The 21,694-nt window shown below is 67.1% G+C and carries 20 protein-coding genes; 12 read left to right on the top strand and 8 right to left on the bottom strand.

From position 1 onward, the window contains the following. Positions 1-14: 14 nt before the first annotated feature. Positions 15-1,178 (bottom strand): methyltransferase, encoded by a 1,164-nt coding sequence (locus JTE92_RS26545; protein ID WP_063240159.1) that lies wholly within the window; start codon positions 1,176-1,178, stop codon positions 15-17. A gap of 97 nt (positions 1,179-1,275) precedes the next feature. Continuing rightward, complete coding sequence (locus JTE92_RS26540) at positions 1,276-2,217, bottom strand: CysB family HTH-type transcriptional regulator (protein ID WP_063240158.1); 942 nt, start codon at positions 2,215-2,217, stop codon at positions 1,276-1,278. A gap of 165 nt (positions 2,218-2,382) precedes the next feature. Between JTE92_RS26540 and JTE92_RS26535 the strand changes: the two genes are divergently transcribed. Genes JTE92_RS26535 through cobA form a run of 7 tightly spaced genes read left to right on the top strand, consistent with a single transcriptional unit; the run spans position 2,383 to position 9,430 of the window. After that, positions 2,383-3,156 (top strand): sulfite exporter TauE/SafE family protein, encoded by a 774-nt coding sequence (locus JTE92_RS26535; RefSeq protein WP_063240157.1) that lies wholly within the window; start codon positions 2,383-2,385, stop codon positions 3,154-3,156. Positions 3,157-3,184: 28 nt separating this feature from the next. Continuing rightward, on the top strand, positions 3,185-4,867 hold the full coding sequence (gene nirA / locus JTE92_RS26530) for a nitrite reductase NirA (protein ID WP_063240156.1): 1,683 nt from the start codon (positions 3,185-3,187) through the stop codon (positions 4,865-4,867). 18 nt (positions 4,868-4,885) lie between these two features. Next, positions 4,886-5,482, top strand: coding sequence for a DUF934 domain-containing protein (locus JTE92_RS26525; RefSeq protein WP_063240155.1), 597 nt, complete (start codon positions 4,886-4,888; stop codon positions 5,480-5,482). Then, entirely contained in the window at positions 5,479-6,282 is an 804-nt protein-coding gene (locus JTE92_RS26520) for a phosphoadenylyl-sulfate reductase (protein WP_063240154.1), read from the top strand. The genes JTE92_RS26525 and JTE92_RS26520 overlap by 4 nt, the downstream gene beginning before the upstream one ends. Positions 6,283-6,295: 13 nt before the next feature. Continuing rightward, on the top strand, positions 6,296-7,261 hold the full coding sequence (gene cysD / locus JTE92_RS26515) for a sulfate adenylyltransferase subunit CysD (protein WP_063240153.1): 966 nt from the start codon (positions 6,296-6,298) through the stop codon (positions 7,259-7,261). A 25-nt stretch (positions 7,262-7,286) separates the two neighbouring features. After that, a complete protein-coding gene (locus tag JTE92_RS26510) occupies positions 7,287-8,591 on the top strand; it encodes a sulfate adenylyltransferase subunit 1 (RefSeq protein ID WP_063240152.1) in 1,305 nt (434 codons plus the stop codon). Positions 8,592-8,629: 38 nt separating this feature from the next. After that, positions 8,630-9,430 carry a uroporphyrinogen-III C-methyltransferase gene (gene cobA, locus JTE92_RS26505; protein WP_063240151.1) on the top strand — a complete coding sequence of 267 codons (801 nt, stop codon included), beginning with the start codon at positions 8,630-8,632 and terminating at the stop codon, positions 9,428-9,430. Between the two features lie 222 nt (positions 9,431-9,652). Here cobA and JTE92_RS26500 read toward each other — a convergent pair whose 3' ends face one another. From JTE92_RS26500 to lptF, 3 genes are read right to left on the bottom strand one after another with little or no spacing between them, the layout of a single operon-like run. Beyond that, positions 9,653-10,051 (bottom strand): sirohydrochlorin chelatase, encoded by a 399-nt coding sequence (locus JTE92_RS26500; protein ID WP_063240150.1) that lies wholly within the window; start codon positions 10,049-10,051, stop codon positions 9,653-9,655. 8 nt (positions 10,052-10,059) lie between these two features. After that, complete coding sequence (lptG, locus tag JTE92_RS26495) at positions 10,060-11,229, bottom strand: LPS export ABC transporter permease LptG (RefSeq protein WP_063240149.1); 1,170 nt, start codon at positions 11,227-11,229, stop codon at positions 10,060-10,062. Beyond that, entirely contained in the window at positions 11,226-12,353 is a 1,128-nt protein-coding gene (lptF, locus tag JTE92_RS26490; RefSeq protein ID WP_063240148.1) for an LPS export ABC transporter permease LptF, read from the bottom strand. Before lptF ends, lptG begins: the two co-directional genes overlap by 4 nt. Before the next feature lie 187 nt (positions 12,354-12,540). Between lptF and JTE92_RS26485 the strand changes: the two genes are divergently transcribed. The 3 genes from JTE92_RS26485 to JTE92_RS26475 are packed head-to-tail and all read left to right on the top strand — an operon-like array spanning position 12,541 to position 15,042. After that, complete coding sequence (locus tag JTE92_RS26485; protein ID WP_063240147.1) at positions 12,541-14,079, top strand: leucyl aminopeptidase; 1,539 nt, start codon at positions 12,541-12,543, stop codon at positions 14,077-14,079. Positions 14,080-14,122: 43 nt separating this feature from the next. Then, positions 14,123-14,557, top strand: a complete 435-nt coding sequence (locus JTE92_RS26480) for a DNA polymerase III subunit chi (RefSeq protein ID WP_063240146.1) — start codon at positions 14,123-14,125, stop codon at positions 14,555-14,557. Further along, positions 14,554-15,042: a DUF2486 family protein gene (locus JTE92_RS26475; RefSeq protein WP_063240145.1), complete on the top strand. Its 489-nt coding sequence runs from the start codon at positions 14,554-14,556 to the stop codon at positions 15,040-15,042. The genes JTE92_RS26480 and JTE92_RS26475 overlap by 4 nt, the downstream gene beginning before the upstream one ends. Before the next feature lie 100 nt (positions 15,043-15,142). Here the strand turns inward: JTE92_RS26475 and ilvD are convergent, their stop codons facing one another. Further along, positions 15,143-16,816, bottom strand: coding sequence for a dihydroxy-acid dehydratase (gene ilvD / locus JTE92_RS26470; RefSeq protein ID WP_063240144.1), 1,674 nt, complete (start codon positions 16,814-16,816; stop codon positions 15,143-15,145). A 153-nt stretch (positions 16,817-16,969) separates the two neighbouring features. Here ilvD and JTE92_RS26465 point away from each other — a divergent pair, with 153 nt between their 5' ends. Both JTE92_RS26465 and lgt read left to right on the top strand, forming a co-directional pair. Next, positions 16,970-17,911 carry a LysR family transcriptional regulator gene (locus tag JTE92_RS26465; protein ID WP_063240143.1) on the top strand — a complete coding sequence of 314 codons (942 nt, stop codon included), beginning with the start codon at positions 16,970-16,972 and terminating at the stop codon, positions 17,909-17,911. 41 nt (positions 17,912-17,952) lie between these two features. Further along, positions 17,953-18,771, top strand: a complete 819-nt coding sequence (lgt, locus tag JTE92_RS26460; protein WP_063240142.1) for a prolipoprotein diacylglyceryl transferase — start codon at positions 17,953-17,955, stop codon at positions 18,769-18,771. A gap of 19 nt (positions 18,772-18,790) precedes the next feature. On the opposite strand, the gene JTE92_RS26455 is transcribed toward lgt, so the two are convergent. Both JTE92_RS26455 and JTE92_RS26450 read right to left on the bottom strand, forming a co-directional pair. Beyond that, entirely contained in the window at positions 18,791-19,825 is a 1,035-nt protein-coding gene (locus JTE92_RS26455) for a M48 family metallopeptidase (protein ID WP_063240141.1), read from the bottom strand. Positions 19,826-19,851: 26 nt separating this feature from the next. Further along, positions 19,852-20,940: a YjgN family protein gene (locus tag JTE92_RS26450; protein ID WP_063240140.1), complete on the bottom strand. Its 1,089-nt coding sequence runs from the start codon at positions 20,938-20,940 to the stop codon at positions 19,852-19,854. Between the last annotated feature and the right edge of the window lie 754 nt (positions 20,941-21,694).

Genomic DNA, 21,694 nt, shown 5'->3' with positions numbered 1-21,694 from the left:
TGGGCTGTCGGTGGTCAGCGCACGCCCAGCCGCCAGAGCGAAGTTACCTCTGCCGAGCGCGCCGCGTGCAGCGGATCGCTGGGGTCGGCGGCGCGCGGATGGCGCGGGCGGATATCGGAGCGGCCCAGCACCTTCAGCCCCGCGGCCTCGATCCAGCCTTCGAGCTGCGCGCGCGGGCGCAGGCCCAGGTGCTCGGCCAGGTCGGACAGCAGCAGCCAGCCTTCGCCGCCGGGTTCCAGGTGCGCGGCCAGCCCATCGAGGAAGCCGCGCAGCATGGCGCTGTCCGGGTCGTAGACGGCGCGCTCGACCGGCGAGCTGGGCCGGGCCGGCACCCACGGCGGGTTGCACACCACCAGCGGCGCGCGGCCTTCCGGGAACAGGTCGGCCTGCACGATCTCGACCTGGGCGGCGTAGCCGAGCTGGCCGATGTTCTCGCGTGCGCAGGCCAGCGCACGCGGGTCCTGGTCGGTGCCGACGATGCGCTGCACGCCGCGCCGGGCCAGCACCGCGGCCAGCACGCCGGTGCCGGTGCCGATATCGAAGGCCAGTGTCTTCGAAGGCAGCGGCTCGGCGGCAACCAGGTCGACATACTCGCCCCGCACCGGCGAGAACACGCCGTACCAGGGATGGATGCGGTCTTCCAGCGCGGGAATCTCCACGCCTTTCCTGCGCCATTCATAGGCGCCGATCATGCCCAGCAGCTCGCGCAGCGATGCCACATAGGGCTCGCCCGCCGGACCGTAGGCCTGCTCGCAGGCTTCGCGCACATCGGGCGCGCGGCGCAGCGGCACGCTGTGGTCGGCCTCGAACGGCAGCAGCAGCATGCCCAGCGTGCGGGCGCGCTGCGACTGCGCCAGCCGGTGCAGGTGGAAGGCCTCGGTGGCGGAGCCGGGCGCGCCCTTGGCCTTCTGGCCCGGCCGGCTGGCCTTCTTGGGCTTGCGCTCGGTGCGCCGCGCCATGGCATTGAGCAGCTGGCGGGCGTTCTGGAAGTCGCCGCGCCACAGCAGGGCAGTGCCCTCGCAGGCGAGCCGGTACGCGGTGTCGGCGCTGGTGGTGTCGTCGGCGACCACCACGCGGCGCGGCGGCGGGTTGCCGGCCTCGGAGCGCCACGCGGCGCTGCGCTCGGTGCCATCCTCGGTCCAGTGGATGCGGGGCAGTTCGCTGGCGGCTTCGCTCATGGGTTTGCTCACAGCGCCTCCGGCCGGCGCGGCGTGACGGATTGGGAATGCATGTTGGGTTGTGCTTCTTATATAGAGAGGCGGCGGGCTGCCGCGCTCAGAGTTCGTAGGCTTCGTGCTCGCCCGACATGGCCTGTTCGACCAGCTTGCGGTTCAGCGTCGGCGAGAACAGCTCGATAAAGGTGTAGACAAAGCTGCGCAGGTAGGCCCCCTGCTTGACCGCCAGGTGCGTCACATTGCTGCCGAACAGGTGGCCGGCCGAAATCCCGCGCAGGTTGCGGTCGCGCTCGGCATCATAGGCCACGCCGGCGACGATGCCCACGCCCAGGCCGATCTCCACGTAGGTCTTGATCACATCGGCGTCGATCGCCTCGAGCACGATGTCCGGCTTCAGGTGGCGCAGCTCGAAGGCCTTGTCGATCTTGGGCCGGCCGGCAAAGTTGGGGTCGTAGGTGATCAGCGGGTAGCCCATCAGGTCTTCCAGCGCCAGGTGCTTCTTGTCCAGCAGCGGATGATCGGGTGGCGTAATCACCATATGTGTCCACTGGTAACCCGGCAGCGACACCAGGTTCTTGTCGTCGGTGATGCCTTCCGTGGCGATCCCGATATCGGCCTGGTCATGCAGCAGCATGTCGGCGATCTGGGTCGGGTTGCCTTGCTGGATCGACAGGCGGACCTTGGGGTAGCGCTTGGTGAACTCGCCGATCACGCGCGGCAGCGCGTAGCGCGCCTGGGTATGGGTGGTGGCGATGGTGAAGTTGCCCTGGTCCTGTGCGGCGTAGTCCATGCCGACCCGCTTCAGGCTCTCGACTTCCTGCAGGATCTTCTCAACAGAGGTGAGAATGCGCCGCCCCGGCTCGGTCAGGCTGCGGATGCGCTTGCCGTGGCGCGTGAAGATATCGACACCCAGCTCTTCCTCCAGCTCGATGATGGCCTTGGACACGCCGGGTTGTGATGTGTAGAGCGCTTTGGCGGCTTCGGTCAGGTTGTAGTTCTGCCGGACGGCCTCGCGCACGAAGCGAAACTGGTGCAGGTTCATATAACTCGGGTCGTATAAACAAACAACTTCTTATTAGTTTGAGGTATGAGGCCAGTTTATTACGATTCTCGAACTTTGTTAATGAACGTCCTGCCCGCAGTGCGTCCGCTCGCAGCCCCCGGATTGTGATGCGAGCCTCACGGGCCAGGGCCCACCGAGTCCTCCATGTCGCTGGCCTATACCGTTTCCGGTCTGTTTGTAGGCGTCCTCGTCGGTCTGACCGGCGTGGGTGGGGGCTCGTTGATGACGCCTTTGCTGACGCTGCTGTTCGGCTTTTCGCCGGCGACCGCGGTTGGCACCGACCTGGCCTTTGCGGCCATCACCAAGGGTTTCGGCACCATCGCGCACCGCGCCCACGGCCATGTGCAGTGGCAGGTGGTGCGGCGCCTGTGCATCGGCAGCCTGCCGGCGGCGGTGGTGGCGATCCTGGTGCTCAAGAGCGCCGGTGAACTCAACGCCCAGTGGCTGCACGCGATCCGCGTGACCATCGGCGTGTCAGTGCTGCTGACCGTATTGTCGCTGCTGTGCCGCAAGCAGATGCTGGCCTGGCTTGAACGCAACCCGCGCTTCCAGCTGCATGGCCGCGCCCAGGTCATTGCCACCATCGTGGTCGGTGCGGTGATCGGCGTGCTGGTGACGGTGTCGTCGATCGGTGCCGGCGCGGTTGGCGCCACGCTGATCCTGCTGCTGTATCCCCATATGAAGCCGGCCGAAGTCGCCGGCACCGATATCGCCTACGCCGTCCCGCTGACGGCGCTGGCCGGGCTGGGCCACGTGTGGCTCGGCACCGTCAACTGGACTTTGCTGCTGGCGCTGCTGGTGGGTTCGATCCCCGGCATCTGGCTGGGCGCGCAACTGTCGCGGGCGCTGCCCGAGCGGCTGGTGCGCGCCGCCCTGGCTACCACGCTGACGCTGGTAGCCATCAAGCTCGTTTCCTGAATTCAACGAATACTGAACGGACCCCGCCATGTATCAGTACGACCAATATGACCAGCGCATCGTCAACGAGCGCGTCGCCCAGTTCCGTGACCAGGTGCGCCGCCGCCTGTCGGACGAGCTGACCGAGGAAGAATTCCTGCCGCTGCGCCTGCAGAACGGCCTGTACATGCAGCGCCATGCCTACATGCTGCGCGTGGCGATCCCGTACGGCCTGCTGTCGTCGACGCAGCTGCGCAAGCTGGCCCATATCGCCCGCGAATACGACCGCGGCTATGGCCACTTCTCCACCCGCCAGAACATCCAGTACAACTGGATGGAACTGGAGCGCGTGCCCGACGTGCTGGCCGAGCTGGCCAGCGTCGAGATGCACGCGATCCAGACCTCGGGCAACTGCGTGCGCAACATCACCACCGACCACTTCGCCGGCGTGACGCCGGACGAGTCGGTGGACCCGCGCGTGCTGGCCGAGCTGCTGCGCCAGTGGAGCACGTTCCAGCCGGAATTCGCCTTCCTGCCGCGCAAGTTCAAGATCGCGATCTCGGCCTCGAAGGACGACCGCGCCGTGGTGCAGATGCACGATATCGGCATCTATGCCTACAAGAATGCCGACGGCGAAACGCGCCTGCGCATCCTGGCCGGCGGCGGCCTGGGCCGCACCCCGATCCTGGGCTCGGTGATCAAGGAAGACCTGCCGTGGCAGCACATGCTGACCTACGTCGAGTCGGCCATCCGCGTGTATAACCGCTACGGCCGCCGCGACAACAAGTACAAGGCCCGCATCAAGATCCTGGTGAAGGCCATCGGCGTGGAGAAGTTCGCGCAGGAAGTCGAGGAAGAGTGGCAGCACAGCAAGGACGGCCCGGCCACGCTGACGCAGGTCGAGTTCGACCGCGTGGCGCAGTACTTCACGCCGCCCGCGTATGAAAAGCTGGCCGATACCGACGCCTCGTACGAAAACCACCTGCTGGAAGACAAGGCGTTCGCGCGCTGGGTCAGCCGCAGCGTGCACGGCCACAAGGTGCCGGGCTACGCCGCGGTGACGCTGTCGACCAAGCCGGGCCTGGCCTCGCCCCCGGGCGATGCCACCGATGCGCAGATGGAGGCCGTGGCCGACTTCGCCGACCAGTTTGGCTTTGGCGAACTGCGCGTCGCGCACGAGCAGAACCTGGTGTTGCCGGACGTAAAGAAGCAGGACCTGTACGCGCTGTGGCAACTGGCGAAGAAGGCCGGCCTGGCCACGCCCAACATCGGCCTGCTGACCGACATCATCGCCTGCCCGGGTGGCGACTTCTGCTCGCTGGCCAACGCCAAGTCGATCCCCATCGCGCAGGCGATCCAGGATCGTTTCGACGACCTGGACTATGTCTATGACCTGGGCGAGATCTCGCTGAACATCTCGGGCTGCATCAACGCCTGCGGCCACCACCACGTCGGCAACATCGGCGTGCTGGGCGTCGACAAGGATGGTTCGGAGTGGTACCAGGTCACGCTGGGCGGCGCCCAGGGCAACCAGACCGCGCTGGGCAAGGTGATCGGCCCGTCGTTCAGCGCCGAGGAAATGCCCGAAGTGGTGACCCGCATCATCGACACCTTCGTGGCCAACCGCATCGAAGACGAACGCTTTATCGAAACCCTGTCCCGCATCGGCATCGCCCCGTTCAAGGAGCGCGTCTATGCCGACAAGCAGCCGCGCGAGCGCGCCGAAGCCTGAGGACCGGAGAGACTGAACATGGCAAAGATCATTCAACTGCAACGCCAGGATGCAACGGGCAGTGCGAACGTCACCCCGGTGATCGTGGAAGACAACTGGACCGTGCTGCGCGCCACTGAAGAGCAACCGCTGACCGAAGAGCGCATCGCCGCCGCGGTGCAAGGCCAGGACGCGGTGCTGTTTCCGCTGTCGGTGTGGAAGGCCAATGAAGCGCTGCTGGCCGGCCGCGACGCCGCCCGCACGGGCGTGTGGCTGGCGCCGGAAGACGAGCCGGGCGATGCCGCCGCATACTTCGACCGCGTGTCGCTGGTGGCGGTGGACTTCCCGGTGTTCCGCGATGGCCGCGGTTTCTCCACGGCCTACCTGCTGCGCACCCGCTACAAGTGGGAAGGCCAGCTGCGCGCCGTCGGCGACGTGCTGCGCGACCAGCTCAATTTCATGAAGCGCTGCGGCTTCGATGCCTTCGCGGTTCGTGCCGACAAGAACATCGAGGACGCCATCAAGGGCTTCACCGAGTTCACCGTGACCTACCAGGCGTCGGTCGACGAGCCGCTGCCGCTGTTCCGCCGCGCCCGCACCGAAGGCGGCGCCGTGCAACCGAAGGCCACGGCATGAGCACGGTGCTGAGCGATATCCCGGTGGTGGATGCCGGCGCGGTATCCGCGCTGCGCCCGCCCGCGCTGTGGGTCGCGCCCGAGTACACCGGCAGCCTCGAGGCGCTGGAGCAGAAGGAGCGCGAACTGGGCGAGCGCCTGGCCGGCATCGCCGCGCGTTTCTTCCGCGCGCGCTTTGCCTCCAGCCTGGCGGCCGAAGACATGGTGCTGACCGATGCCATCCTGCGCGGGTCCCCCGCCGTGCGCGCTGGCATCCGTGTCTTCACGCTGCAGACCGGACGCCTGCACGCCGAGACGGTGGCGGTGCTCGACAAGGTGCAGTCGCACTACGGCTACAGCATCGAGCAGTACACGCCGGACGCCGAGGCGGTCGAGAACTACCTGAAGAAGCACGGCCTGAACGGCTTCTACGACAGCATCGACCTGCGCAAGGAATGCTGCGGCATCCGCAAGGTCGAGCCGCTCAATCGCGCGCTGTCGCACGCGGACGCCTGGCTGACCGGCCAGCGCCGCGAGCAGGCCGTGACGCGCGCCGAGCTGCCGTTCGAGGAACAGGACGAAGCCCGCGGCATCCCCAAGTTCAATCCGCTGGCGGACTGGACCGAGCCGGAGGTGTGGGCCTACCTGAAGCGCCACAACGTGCCGGTCAACGACCTGCACGCCAAGGGTTATCCCAGCATCGGCTGCGAGCCCTGTACGCGCGCGGTGCGCGCGGGCGAGGACGTGCGCGCGGGACGGTGGTGGTGGGAGAGCAAGGACTCGAAGGAGTGCGGGCTCCACGAACAGAACATCAAGCATTGAGGCCGGTAAAAAAATGGGCATCATGAACGACATCGCAGAAGCCACCTCCAGTGTGGCCCACCTGTTGCAGGTACAGAACGACCATCTCGACCGCCTCGAAGCGGAATCGATCTACATCATCCGCGAGGTGGTGGCCGAGTGCCGCAACCCGGCGCTGCTGTTCTCCGGCGGCAAGGACTCGATCGTGATGCTGCACCTGGCGCTGAAGGCCTTCCGCCTGGGCGAGCGCAAGATCGAGCTGCCGTTCCCGCTGGTGCATATCGACACCGGCCACAACTACCCGGAAGTGATCGCGTTCCGCGACCAGCGCGTGGCCGAACTGGGCGCGCGCCTGGTGGTGGGCCACGTCGAGGATTCGATCAAGCGCGGCACCGTGCGCCTGCGCAAGGACACCGATTCGCGCAACGCCGCGCAGGCCGTGACGCTGCTGGAAACCATCGAGGCGCACCAGTTCGACGCGCTGATGGGCGGCGCCCGCCGCGACGAAGAGAAGGCCCGCGCCAAGGAACGCATCTTCTCGTTCCGCGACGAGTTCGGCCAGTGGGACCCGAAGGCCCAGCGCCCCGAGCTGTGGAGCCTGTACAACGCCCGCATGGCGCAGGGCGAGCAGATGCGCGTGTTCCCGATCTCGAACTGGACCGAGCTGGACGTGTGGCAGTACATCGCCCGCGAAAAGCTGGCGCTGCCGCCGATCTACTATTCGCACCAGCGCGAAGTGGTGCGCAAGAACGGCCTGCTGGTGCCGGTCACGCCGATCACCCCGAAGCAGGACGGCGACGTCAGCGAAGTGCTGTCGGTCCGCTTCCGCACCGTGGGCGACATCAGCTGCACCTGCCCGGTGGCCAGCGTTGCCGATTCGCCGGAAGCGATCATCGCCGAGACCGCGGTGACCGAAATCACCGAGCGCGGCGCCACCCGCATGGACGACCAGACCAGCGAAGCTTCGATGGAGCGCCGCAAGAAGGAAGGCTACTTCTAAGCCGCACGCAGCAAAGGATTCAGACATGACTCACCAAGCAACTCATCAAGGCCTGCTGCGCTTCATCACCGCCGGCTCCGTCGACGACGGCAAGAGCACCCTGATCGGCCGCCTGCTGTACGACAGCAAGGCCGTGCTGTCCGACCAGCTGACCGCGCTGGCCAACGCCAAGAACAAGCGCACCGCCGGCGAGCAGATCGACTTCTCGCTGCTGACCGACGGCCTCGAAGCCGAGCGCGAGCAGGGCATCACCATCGACGTGGCCTACCGCTACTTCTCGACCGCGCGCCGCAAGTTCATCATCGCGGACACGCCGGGCCACGAGCAGTACACCCGCAACATGGTCACCGGCGCCTCGACCGCGCATGCGGCCATCGTGCTGGTCGATGCCACCCGCGTGACCGTCACCGACGGCCGCGCCGAACTGCTGGCGCAGACCAAGCGCCACTCGGCGATCCTGAAGCTGCTGGAAATCCAGCACGTGATCGTCGCCGTCAACAAGATGGACCTGGTCGACTACAGCGAGCAGACCTTCAACGAGATCCGCACCGCCTACGCCGAACTGGCCGGGCAGCTGGGCCTGAAGGACGTGCGCTACGTGCCGGTGTCCGCGCTGCGCGGCGACAACATCGTGCACGAGAGCGACGCCATGCCGTGGTACCAGGGCGAGCCGCTGCTGCCGCTGCTGGAAGAGCTGCCGGTGGAAGAAGCCGCGCCCGAGGACGACGCCGCGCTGCGCTTCCCGGTGCAGCTGGTGATCCGCCAGGACGGTTCGCAGTCGGACGACTTCCGCGGTTATGCCGGCCGCGTCGAAGCCGGCACCGTGCGCGTCGGCCAGAAGCTGCGCGTGCTGCCCGCCAACCGCGAAGCCGTGGTGGCCGAAGTGCTGACTCCCAACGGCGCCGCGGAATCGGCCAACGTCGGCGACACGGTCACCGTGCGCCTGGCCGAGGACGTCGATGTATCACGCGGTGATATGTTTGTTGCCGCCGATGCCACCACGTCATCCGCGAAGAAGCTGCAGGCCGACCTGTGCTGGTTCGACGACGAGTCGCTGAACCCGTCGCGCAAGTACGTGCTCAAGCACACCACGGCCAGCGTGTTCGCGCGCGTGTCGTCGGTGGATCGCGTGCTGGACGTGCACACGCTGTCGCACGAGACCGGCCGCCATGACATCCGCCTGAACGATATCGGTTCGGTGCAGATCTCGTTGCAGAAGCCGATCGTGTGCGATGCCTATGGCGACAACCCGGCGACGGGCGCCTTCGTGCTGATCGACGAGGCGACTAACCACACGGTGGCCGCAGGCATGATCCGTGCGTTCTCCTGATCGGTAATCAACAGGAACACGCGGACGAGGGGCTGGAGATGGGCAAGCAGGCACAGAAGACTTACGGCAAGGTGTTCCTCATCGGGGCAGGCCCCGGTGCGGCAGACCTCATTACGGTGCGTGGTGCACGGCTTTTGGGCGAAGCCCAGGTGGTGCTGCACGATGCACTGGTGTCGCCGGAGATGCTGGCCTGGTGTCCGCAGGCGGAGCTGGTCGAAGTCGGCAAGCGCTGCGGCCAGCGCTCCACCGCGCAGCTGTTCATCAACCGCCAGATCGTGGACCTCGCCAGCAAGTACGAACGCGTGGTGCGCCTGAAGGGCGGCGACCCGATGCTGTTCGGCCGCGCCGACGAGGAACTGCAGGCGCTGGAAGCGGCCGGCATCGAGTATGAGGTGGTGCCCGGCATCACCGCGGCGCTGGCTGCCGCTTCCGCCATCGGCAAGCCGCTGACCAGGCGCGGCGTGTCGCGCAGCGTGGCGTTTGCCACGCAGGCCAAGGCGGCGGACGGCGAGGGCTCGCCCGATATCGAAGCCGCGGTCAAGGCCGACACCTTGGTCTACTACATGGGCCGCGACCAGGCCGCCTCGATCGCCGCGCAGCTGATCGCGCACGGCAAGCCCGCGTCGACACCGGCGTGGGTGGTGGAAGCCGTCAGCACGCCGCGCCAGCGCAGCCGTGAATTCACGCTGGGCCGGATGGCGGCGGGTGAGGCCGCGGCGTGGATCGACCCGGTGCAGCCCAGTTTGCTGATGATCGGCGCGGCGCTGGCCGCGCGCGCGACAGAGTCGCCGCGGGAGGATGCGGGCGTGACTGAAGTGCGTGCGCAGCGCGCTGCCTGATTTCCGGGCTTCGCGCTGGCACAGCGAGCGTTTTCTCCCCTCTCCCATTTATGGGAGAGGGGCGGGGGTGAGGGCGGGAGCCTCCACGAAGCGAGGCCTCATGGTGCTTGCCAGGCGCCTGCCCTCACCCCCGGCCCCTCTCCCGCAGGCGGGAGAGGGGAGCAAACCAACGGTGTTACTGACCCCGTCCCGGGATGCCGGCACGGGGTTTTTCATTTCGCTTCAGGACTGCACGGAAGGCGCGCCAGGCAGCGACGCCATGCAGTAGGCCGCGATCGCATCCAGCACCGCATCGGACTCGCCGACCGCGGCCGCGCAATGGATCTTCAGGCCGGGATGGGCCTGCCGGCACTGGTCGAGCAGGGCAGGCAGGTCGCGCCGGATATGGCCGCCCTGACCAAAGAACACCGGCACCACGGTGACTTCCGCCACGCCGTCCGCGGCGAGTTCCGCCAGCGTATCCGGCAGCAGCGGCGACATCAGTTCCAGGAATGCCAGCCGCACCGCGCAGCCGGGCAGGGCGGCAGCCAGCTTCTGCCGCAGCCGCTCGAACGGCTCGCGCCAGCGCGCATCGCGCGCGCCGTGCGCGAACAGGACCAAGGCGCGGTGGCACGCTGCCATGGCCGTCCTCAGTGCCGGTCGACCCAGCGCAGCGCGAGCAGCGCCACCATCAGGTAGAGCGTGCCTGGCACCAGCGCGGAGATGATGGGCGGCCACGTGTGCAGCAGGCCGACGTGCGAGAACAGCGTATTCGACAGGTGGAACGACAGCCCCAGCATGATGCCGCCGAACACCTTCACGCCCACCGCCCCGGCACGCGCGTGCAGGTAGGCGAAGGGCAGCGCCAGCGCCACCATCACGAACAGCGTCAACGGGTAGATCACCTTTTTCCAGAACGCGATCTCGTAGCGCTGCGTGTCCTGCTTGTTGTCGCGCAGGTGGCGGATATAGCGGAACAGGTCCAGCGTCGACATCCGCTCCGGCGTCACCAGCAGCACGGACAGGATCTGCGGCGTGAGCTCCGAGTGCATCGCCACGCGCGGGAATTTCAGCTGCTCGGCGCGGAAATCCGGCGCCAGTGCATCACGCGGCGGCGCGGGCTGTGCCGGATCGGCCTGCGGCGCCAGTTCGCTGAAGCGCGTCTCGCTGACCCCCTGCAACTCCCATGACTGGCCGCCCTGGTAGCGGCCTTCCTGGGCCACGCGGATCACGCGCAGCCGGTATTGCGGGTCGAACTCGTAGATGGTGATGCCGGTGATGGTCTGGTCCGGCCGCAGCCCGGCCACATTGACGAAGCGGGTGATCTCGCCGCCGACGGCCGGATCCTGGTCGCGGTCCTTGACCCAGACGCCGGAACGGAAGCCCGCCGACACCGTCGCGCCGATCGCCTCGAGCTTGATCTTCTGCGCGTACTGCTCCGCGCGCGGGCCGATGAACTCGCCGAAGAGAAAGGTCACGATCGCCAGCGGCACCGCCAGCTTGAACAGTGAGAACAGCGCCTGCCGGGTATTCAGGCCGGCGACGCGGAAGATGGTGAACTCGGACTGGCTGGCCAGCTGCGAAAACACGTAGATCGCACTGATCAGCACTGCGATCGGCAGCACCTCGTAGACGCGGGTAGGGGCCTGCAGCAGCACGTGGAGCAGCGCCACCAGCGAGGTGTACTGGGCGTTGACGTTCTCCAGCTCGTTGAGCATGTCGAAGAACACGAACAGCGACAGCACCGCAAACAGGATGAAGGCGAACACGCCATAGACCAGCCGCCCGAAGTAGCGTTCATAGACGCGCAGGATCCTCATGCCTGGCTCCCGCTGGTGGCGGCATTGCGCCGTTTCAGGCCGAACACGGCGCGCCAGCCGCCCAGGCTGCGGTTCTGCCGGTAGCGGAACAGCACCAGCGCCGCCAGGAACACCGTCAGGTGGATCGGCCACCAGGCCAGCCAGAACGGCACCGAGCCGTTGCGCACCCAGGACTGCGTCAGGTTGATCAGGTTGCTGTACGTCAGGTAGATCAGCACCGCGAACACCAGCGGGGTATAGCGGCCCAGGCGCGGGTTCACGTAGGCCAGCGGGATCGCGATCATCACGAAGTTAAAGGCCAGGATCGGCAGCGAGATGCGCCAGATCAGCTCGCCCAGGTTCTCGCGCGTGGGGTTGCGGATCAGTTCGATGGTGTCGCGGCTCTTGGGCGGCAGCTTGGCTTCGGACTCGGGCGGCTTGCTGTCCACCTTGACCGCGTAGCGTTCGAACTCGACGATGCGGTAGTCGATCTGGCCGGGCGTGCCGGAATAGCGGCGGCCGTTCTCCATCACCACCATGCGGTCGCCATTGGGCATGGTCTCGAACTTGCCCTGGTGCGCCAGCGCCACGCCGATCTTGTCGGCTTCGGAATTGGCGACGAAGACATTGCGCGCATGCTTCATGTCGGGGTCCATGCCCTCGATGAACAGAACGTAGTTGGCCTTGGCGGGCTCGATGAAGCGGCCGGCGGCGATCATCGACATCACCCCGCGCTGCTCGAAGCGGTCGCGGAACAGCGCGCTCTGCTGGTTGGCCCAAGGCCAGGCGAACATGCCCAGCAGCAGCGCCAGCAGGATGAACGGCGCGGCGAACTGCAGCACCGGCTTGACCAGGTCGCGCAGCGAGATGCCGGCCGAGAACCACACCACCATCTCGGAATCCTTGTACCAGCGCGTGAGCACGATCAGGGTCGAGATAAACAGCGTGGCCGACAGCAGGATGGACAGGTAGCCGATGGTGGCCAGGCCGATCAGCATCAGCACGTCGTTGGGGCTGGCCTTGCCGCTGGCGGCCATCCCCAGGATGCGGATCACGAGCGACGTGAGCATGAAGGTCAGCATCACCAGGAACACCGCCCCGGCGGTGTAGGCGAGCTCGCGTCGCAGGGCTTGTTGAAGGATCATGCGGGTTCGGTTCCGGGCTGCCGGCCGGAGCGGGCGATGTGCCGTGCGAGGTGCCTGGCAGAACAGTGGGCCGGCAGCACAATTGGCTGTCAGCGTGACCGGGGCGTATCAGCGGCGGCAGGTCGCGGGGTAAAAATCGCGGATAATGGAGGCTTTCGTGTCTAACGAGACCCTGGAAGGAAGCGCGATGGAATTTAGCACAAAAGCCCTGGATTGGAGCAAAGCCGGCCAAAATGGTTTCCTGGCGACCAAGACCGACTGCCTCGTGGTCGGCCTGTTCGAGGGCCAGAACCTTGCCGGCGTGGCCAAGGCGCTGGACACGGCCACCAAGGGCTTGGTGGCGCGGCTGGTCAAGCAGGGCGATTTCGAAGGCAAGCGCGGCACCCACCTGATGCTGCACGAAGTGGCCGGCGTCGGCGCCGCGCGCGTGCTGCTGGTGGGCCTGGGCAAGGAAGCCGAGTTCTCGGACAAGGCCTTTGCCGACGCCGTGCGCACCGCGGTGCGTGCCTTGTCGTCCACGCGCGCCACCACCGCGCTGTGGTGCCTGGCGCAGCAGGCGCCGCAGCAGCGCGACGTTTCGTGGGCCATCATCAGCACCATCACGCTGGTGCGCGACGCCGGCTACCGGTTGCTCGAGCGCCACCCCGGCCTGAAGCGCGCCAATGCCAACGGCAAGCCCAACGGCGCCGACAAGTCGTCGCTGCGCAAGGTCGTGATCGCGGTCGACAGCAGTGACGCCCGCGCCGCCACCCAGGCCGCTGTGCGCGGCACCGCCATCGCCAACGGCATGGAAGTGACGCGTGACCTGGGCAACCTGCCGTCCAATATCTGCACCCCGACCTACCTGGCCAATGCCGCGCGCAGCATCGCCAAGCGCCACAAGCTCAAGGCCGAAGTGCTGGGCCGCAAGCAGATCGAGGCGCTCAACATGGGCGCCTTCCTGGCCGTGACCAAGGGCAGCGAGGAGCCGCCGCAGTTCATCGTGCTTCGCTATGACGGCGCCGGTGCCAAGCAGGCGCCGGTGGTGCTGGTGGGCAAGGGCATCACCTTCGACACCGGCGGCATCTCGCTCAAGCCGGGCGAGGGCATGGACGAGATGAAGTACGACATGTGCGGCGCCGCCTCGGTGCTGGGCACCATCCAGGCCGTGGCCGAGATGGGCCTGAAGCTCAACGTCGTGGCCGTGGTGCCGACCTGCGAGAACATGCCCAGCGGCGTCGCCACCAAGCCGGGCGATGTCGTCACCAGCATGTCGGGCCAGACCATCGAGATCCTGAACACCGACGCCGAGGGCCGCCTGATCCTCTGCGACGCGCTGACCTACGTCGAGCGCTTCAAGCCGGCCGCGGTGATCGACGTGGCCACGCTGACCGGCGCCTGCATCATCGCGCTGGGCCACCAGAACAGCGGCCTGTACTCGCGCTCCGACATGCTGGCCGACCAGCTGCTGCAGGCCGGCCGCCATGCCATGGATACCGCCTGGCGCATGCCGCTCGATGACGAGTACCAGGACCAGCTCAAGTCCAACTTCGCCGACATGGCCAATATCGGCGGGCGCCCGGCGGGCAGCGTGACCGCGGCCTGCTTCCTGTCGCGCTTTACCGAGAAGTACGACTGGGCCCACCTGGACATCGCCGGCACGGCCTGGAAGAGCGGCGCGGCCAAGGGCGCCACCGGCCGCCCGGTGCCGCTGCTGACGCAGTTCCTGATGGACCGCGCGGCCTGACGGCAGCAGTCAGCCATCCCGGCAACGCAAGCAGCAAACGCCCATGACGCGCATCGACTTCCACAGCAACGTGCCGGACCTGCTCGGCTATGTCTGCCGGCTGGTCCGCAAGGCCTACGGCGCCGGCCAGAAGGTAGTGATCCACGGCGCGCCGGCGCAGCTGGCGGACCTGGATGCGCGCCTGTGGACCTTTTCGGCGCTGGATTTCCTGCCGCATTGCGGGCTTGAACACCCCAATGCGGCGGTCACGCCGATCCTGCTGGCCGCCACCACCGAGGGCGTGCCGCACCACCAGCTGCTGATCAACCTGTCCGACCAGCCGCCGGCGCAATTCGCCAGTTTCGAACGCCTGATTGAAGTGGTGGGGTCCGGCGACGCCGCCCGCGAAGCCGGCCGCCAGCGCTACCGCTTCTACCGCGAACGCGGCTATCCGCTGACTCATCACGATATCGGCCAGCCCAAGGGAGACGCAGCATGAGCGAACGCACCACATCGCGGGTGATTCCGCGGCCGGGGCCCAACGACAGCATTCCGCTGCTGACGGAGGTGGTCGAACTGCCGGATGCGGAATCGGCGGCGCAGCCGCAGGCCGCTACGCAGGAGGGCGTCATCGATACCTTCGGCATGGCCGAATCCGGCATGGTCATGCATGTGGGCGATACTGGCGATAGCGCGGAGCCGCAGGCCGAAGCACCGGCGCCGCAAGCCCCGGCAGCGGCGACCGATCCCGGCGAGGACGACCTGCGCGCCATGCGCAGCGAGCTGCTGTCGCGCGTGATGCTGCGCTTTCGCACCGAGTGGCCGCAGGTGGTCGAGGCCCATACCGAAGCCACGCTGCAGGCGCGGCTGGCGCCGCTGACGGCGCAGCTCGCCAGCGAGCTGACGCAGTCGCTGGAGGCCCGGCTGGTGGAGTGGCTGGACGCCACCCTGGAGGAGATCGAGCGGACGCCGGGCGGGGATTGAAGCGAGCCGTCGCCCCCCTTGGCGCGGCCGGCATGCAAGACGCCTCAGCCAACAAAAAAGCCCGCGGGATTGCGGGCTTTTCTCATCCGGCAAGTGCGCCTCAATCCGTCACTGCACCCTTGCTGGCCGTCGACGCCAGCTTCGAAAACTTCGCCAGCACCCCACGCGTATAGCGCGGCCCCGGCGCCTTCCAGTCGGCACGCCGCTTCGCCAGCTCTTCCTCCGGCACGTTCAGCTGCAGCAGCAGCTTGTGCGCGTCGATGGTGATCGAGTCCCCTTCCCGCACCAGCGCGATCGTGCCGCCCACCGCCGCCTCAGGCGCCACGTGGCCGACCACCATGCCCCAGGTACCACCCGAAAAGCGGCCATCGGTGATAAACCCGACCGATTCGCCCAGTCCCTTGCCGATGATGGCCGAGGTCGGCGCCAGCATTTCCGGCATGCCCGGGCCGCCCTTGGGACCGAGGTAGCGCAGCACCAGCACGTCGCCGGCGTTGATCTTGTCGGCCAGGATGGCTTCCATCGCGCTCTGCTCGTCCTCGAACACGCGCGCCGGGCCGGTGATGACGGGGTTCTTCAGTCCGGTGATCTTGGCGACCGCGCCTTCCTCGGCCAGGTTGCCCTTCAGGATGGCGAGGTGGCCTTCCTTGTAGAGCGCCTTGTCGATGGGCAGGATTACATCCTGGTCGGCGCGCGGGGTGTCCGGCACGTGTTCGAGTTCTTCGGCCAGCGTGCGGCCCGTAATGGTCAGGCAGTCGCCATGCAGCAGGCCGGCCTTCAGCAGGATCTTCATGACCTGCGGGATGCCGCCCGCCTTGTGCAGGTCGGTGGCCACGTACTGGCCGGAAGGCTTCAGGTTGCAGATCACCGGCACCTTGCGGCGGATGCGCTCGAAGTCCTCGATGGTCCATTCCACCTCGGCGGCGTGGGCGATGGCGAGGTAGTGCAGCACCGCGTTGGTCGAGCCGCCGGTGGCCATGATCAGCGCCACGGCATTCTCGATCGACTGGCGCGTGATGATGTCGCGCGGCTTGATGTCCTGCTTGATCGCCTCGACCAGCACGCGCGCCGATTCGGCCGCGCTGTCGACCTTCTCCTGGTCCGGGTTGGCCATGGTCGACGAGTACAGCAGCGACATGCCCAGCGCCTCGAACGACGAGCTCATGGTGTTGGCGGTGTACATGCCGCCGCACGATCCGGTCGACGGGCAGGCGTTCTGTTCCACGCCCTCGAAGTCTTCCTGGCTCATGCGCCCGGCGGTGAATTCGCCCACGGCCTCGAACGACGACACGATGGTCAGGTCCTTGCCCTTCCAGTTGCCCGGCTTGATGGTGCCGCCGTAGACATAGATGCCCGGCACGTTGGTGCGGGCCAGCGCGATCATGCCGCCGGGCATGTTCTTGTCGCAGCCGCCGATCACCACCACGCCGTCCATCCACTGGCCCTGTGCCGCGGTCTCGATGCAGTCGGCGATGACCTCGCGCGAGATCAGCGAGTACTTCATCCCCTCGGTGCCCATCGACATGCCGTCCGAGATGGTCGGGGTGCCGAACACCTGCGGATTGGCGTCCGAGGCCTTGATCGCGTCGATCGCCGCATCGGCGAGGCGCTGCAGGCCGGCGTTGCAGGGGGTGATCGTGGAGTGGCCGTTGGCGATGCCCACCATCGGCTTGTCGAAGTCTTCCTTCTTGTAGCCAAGGGCGTAGTACATCGAGCGGTTGGGGGAACGCGCCACGCCTTGCGTGATGTGCTGCGAGCGTTTGTTGAATGCCATGGTGGGTCTCCGGGGGAATGTCCGGCGCCGCGGGGGTCGCGCAGTGTCACGCGGGCAGCCGATGTTGTGCGGGAAAGCATGCCCCTTGCATTTTGGAGTGTCAAATATATTATTTGCCCTTTATTGAGTCGTAAAACATATCAGGAGCCCGGCTTGGACCTGCGTCAGCTGCGTTATTTCGTCACCGTGGCGGAAGAGTTGCATTTCGGCCGCGCCGCGCAACGGTTGTCGATGACGCAGCCTCCGCTGTCGCAGCAGATCCAGGCGCTGGAGGAGGAGATCGGCGTGCCGCTGTTCGTGCGCACGCGGCGCTCCGTGGCGTTGACGCCGGCCGGCGCGCAGTGGCTGCCCGAGGTGCGCCGGGTGCTGGCCGATGCCGCGGCACTGCCCGGGCTGGCGCAGCGGCTGGCGCGGGGCGAGCTGGGTTCGCTGTCGCTGGCCTTCGTCAGCACGGCCGACTACGGCATCCTGCCCGACCTGCTGCGGCGGTTCCGGGCGCGTCATCCGGCGGTGCAGCTGCAGCTGCGCGAGGCCACCAGCGACGTCCAGCTCGAAGCCCTGCTGGAAGGCGCGATCGATGCGGGCCTGGTGATCCGGCCCCAGCTGCCGGCGATGCCGCACGGACTGGCCTACCTGCCGCTGGTCAGCGAACCGCTGGTGCTGGCCGTTCCCGACGGCTGGCGGCCGGCGGGCGGGCTCGCGCAAGATGGCAAGGTATCGCTGCGCGAGGCAGCATCCGATCCGCTGATCATCTTCCCGCGCCGAAGCGCGCCGGCGTTTTATGACATCATTACAGGCTACTATGCGCGCGAGGGCCTGGTGCCGGCGATCGCGCAGGAAGCGATCCAGATGCAGACCATCGTCAGCCTGGTGTCGGCCGGCATGGGCGTGGCGCTGGTGCCGGCATCGCTGTGCAACCTGCGGCGCACCGGCGTGTCATACCTGGCCCTGCGCGAGTCCGGCCCGCAGATCGAGACCGGGCTGGCCTGGCGCGACGGCGGCAGCGCCGGCGTGGCGCCGGTGCTGCGGTCGTTCATCGAGATTGCCGGTGCACTGGCCAACGAGGCCAACGAGGCCACCGCGGCGCCGCGCTGAGCGCGCGGCCGGCCCAACCAGACAACTACATTCACGCCAACATGCTGATCCATCCCCAGTTCGACCCGGTTGCCATCCACCTGGGCCCGCTTGCCATCCGCTGGTACGGGCTGATGTACCTGGCCGGGTTCATCATGTTCCTGTGGTTCGGGCGCCTGCGCATCCGTCAGCCGCACATGGCGGCCAAGGGCTGGGCCACGCGCGACCTCGATGACATGCTGTTCTTCGGCGTGCTGGGCGTGATCCTGGGCGGGCGGCTGGGCTACGTGCTGTTCTACAAGCCGACGTACTACCTGGCGCACCCGATGGAGATCTTCAAGGTATGGGAGGGCGGCATGGCCTTCCACGGCGGCTTTCTCGGCGTGATCGTGGCCATGTGGCTGTTCGGCAAGCTGCGCCGCCGCCACTGGATGGAGGTGACCGACTTCATCGCGCCGATGATCCCGTGCGGGCTCGCCGCCGGCCGCATCGGCAATTTCATCAACGGCGAGCTGTGGGGCCGCGCCACCGACCTGCCCTGGGGCATGATCTTCCCGCAGGCGGGCGACAACATCCCGCGCCACCCGTCGCAGCTGTACCAGTTCGCCGGCGAGGGCGTGGCGCTGTTCATCATCCTGTGGCTGTTCGCGCGCAAGCCGCGGCCGATGGGCGCGGTCTCGGGCGTGTTCCTGATCGGCTATGGCGCGTTCCGCTTTGCCGCGGAATTCGCGCGCGAGCCGGACAGCTTCCTTGGCCTGCTGGCGCTGAAGATGTCGATGGGGCAGTGGCTGAGCGTGCCGATGATCCTGGCCGGCATTGCCATGGTGATCTGGGCCTACCGGCGCCACCCCGGCGCCGGCGCGCCGCAACCGGCGGCCTGAGCGCGGGCGGCGCGGTGGATCACTTGCCGGCGCGCCGTAGCGCGTCGATGCGCGCCTGCGTATGCGGGTGCGTCGACAGGAAGTCCTGGCCGCGATCCGCTGTGGGCTCCGATGCCGACGATGGCGCGCCGGCGCCCGCACGATGTTCCAGCCCGACCAGCACATCGGCCAGCGCCGCCGGCGGCAGGCCGTTGCGCTGCATGACCTCGATGGCGAAGTCGTCGGCTTCGCGCTCGTGGTCGCGTGAGTAGCGCAGCGTCAGCATGGCGGCCGGCACGCCGGCCAGCACCGTCGAGATGTCGCCGAACAGGTAGGCCGACAGCGCGCCCAGCGCCGAGGCCTGGATCACCTGCTGCAGGCCGTGGCGGCGCGCCACGTGGCCGGCTTCGTGCGCCAGCACCCCCATCATGCCCGCGCCGGTGCCTGCCAGGCTGACCAGCTCGTCGGTGACCACGATGGTGCCGCCGGGCAGCGCCAGGGCATTGGCGCCAATCTCACCGCCCTGGCGGAACAGGATCTGGTAGTCGTGTCCCGCGTCGGGCGGCCGCCTGAGCGCGGCAAAGCCCTGGCGGATGCGTTCCTGCTCGGCCTGCGGCAGCTGCGTCGGCCTGACCACGCCGTTGTCCAGGCTCGCCAGCGTCAGCTTGCCCAGATGGGCTTCCACTTCCGCCGGCACCGTGCGCGCCATCGCGCCCGCCCCCCACGGCAGCAGCACGTAGTAGCCCAGCACCAGCACCGCCACCAGCGCCACCACCGCCATCCCGGCCAGGCGCCAGCTGTTCTGCGCGCGCGACACCAGCCCTTCCCGGTGGCCGGTGGCGGCCAGCATGTGGTCGAAGGCGGCGTGGTCGTTGATTTCGCAGAAGGCGCCGTCGGCGAACGTGACCAGCCGCGGCGCGCGCCGTACGCGTTCGGATACGCGCACGTCGGACAGCGCGGCGCGGCGCAGTTCGGCGCCGCTGTCGTCGCGCAGCACCGCCTGCTGCGCTTCCACGGCCAGGGTTGCCGGATGCGCACGCGAGGTGCGGCCATCGAAGAAGGTGACTGGGATCATGGTGCTGATCCTGCCGGGCGTGGCAGTCAAAGCGCGATGTCGATGTCGTACCAGTCTACCGCGGCATCGCCCAGCGCACCGACCTGCTGTACCTCGCCTGCAACAAAGCTGTCGAGCGGGCCGGCCGCCAGCATGGTCACGCTTTCGACCCGGTAACGCGTGGCGCGCACCCGCGCGAACGGCAGGTACAAGCCCAGCGTGAGCGCGATGGCGATCAGGTTGGTGACGAAGATAAAGATCATGCGGCCCGCGCCGACCTGGCTGCGGAACGCGTGCGGGGCAAGCGTGGTGTGGTTCCACACGACGTTCTGCAGGCGCGCCATCAGGTAGGGGCTGACCGCCAGCAGGCCGAGGTAGAAGCCGGCAATCGTAAAGCCGAGGATCACCGCGGCGGCGAGGCCCTTGGCGCCGGGCGCCACCACCGAGCCCAGGACAAAGCTGAGCACGATGCCGGCGACGGCTGCGGCCAGCACCACGCCGAACGCCCGCAGGTAGACGCCGTAGAACTCGCCGGCGCCGGCGGCAAAGCCGAATGGCGCCGTGCCGAAGCGCGTGTTGTTGTGCTGGTACTGCTTGAAACGCTGGTGCGCCAGCGGCCCGAGCAGCCCCAGCGTGAACACCGCTGCCAGCGGCCACAGCACGAATACCTTGTAGGCCTCGGCATCGCCGCCGGTGAAGGCAAAGCGCAGGCCACGGTAGCTGGAATTGGCCATGCGGAAGCGCAGCGAGCGCACCAGCAGCAGCGGGAACACCGCCAGCAGCGCCACCAGCATCGCCAGCGCGAGGAAGGGCGATACGTTTGAGGCCAGCTGGAACGCAAGGGCGAGGCCGAACACGATGGCGCGGCCTTTCAGGATCGCGGAGGGCTTGCCGTGGTAATCGAAGCTGGCCCCGTCGAGCCGGGTATTGCGATAGAAATACTGCAGCGTGCGCACCTTGGCCCACGCGGAATAGATGCCGAAGGTGACGATGGTCAGCAATACGTTAACGATCCAGATACGGAAATATTCCGATCCTGAACCGGTGAAGGACATGCGCAAAGGCTGGGGCGACGCCGGCGCCGTGTCAAAGGCGGCGGAGGAAGAGAACGTGAAATCGCGGCTGCCGGCGTGCATGGCGGAGGGCTCCCGGGGAATGAAAATGCGTGGAAATGCGGTTTGGCGAAGGGAATGCGGCGAATAACCCTGCGTGGTTGTATCAGAAATGCAACCAATTGAAATCAGGCCATTGCGGTGCGCGCCTCACATTCTGGCATCGATAAATTAAGACTGCGGCACATTTTGCATATGCAATTGCCGACAGTCGGGTTTGTCTCGTTGGCGCCATGGGAAAACCCTCGTAACAATCGAGAAACATCCTGTTACACTGATCGCAATCTGTAACAAGTTTCGGATGCGTGTCATCAATAGATTCAAGGACTTAGAGCCACTGGCACGGTAATCGCTAACGATACTGTTACAAGATGAGCGGCAAGCCACAGCCGCCACGGAAGCATTCAGGGAGGGTCCGGCAGGACCACTGGGGTCGGATGCTTCACGCTACAGAACAGGGCAACGGGAAAATCCGCGCGCAAGCGCGTTTCAAGGGGGGCGCCGGGCCAGCGCCAGGTTTCCATGATGACCCACGCGGGCGGATACGGATGTATCCGCAGGCGATGTAAGCAGTTCGGCAGTCCTTTTCAGGCGCGGGCGTTTCTTTGCAGGGAGGCATGGAAACGCCCGCCGCACCTCCTCTGCGCCATGCTGGCGTCTTTCACGCCGCGCACGCCCCTTCGCGCGCGCTTTCTCCGCCGCCTTATTCCTTTTGGTCCTGTGTTCCGCGGTGCAACATCGAAATTCCTTGTATCATCGCCGCCCTAATCCATAATTA

The organism is Cupriavidus oxalaticus, assembly GCF_016894385.1.
GTDB lineage: Bacteria > Pseudomonadota > Gammaproteobacteria > Burkholderiales > Burkholderiaceae > Cupriavidus > Cupriavidus oxalaticus.
The sequence above is the reverse complement of the archived record's forward strand: the minus strand, read 5'-3'. Positions and strand labels throughout refer to the sequence as shown.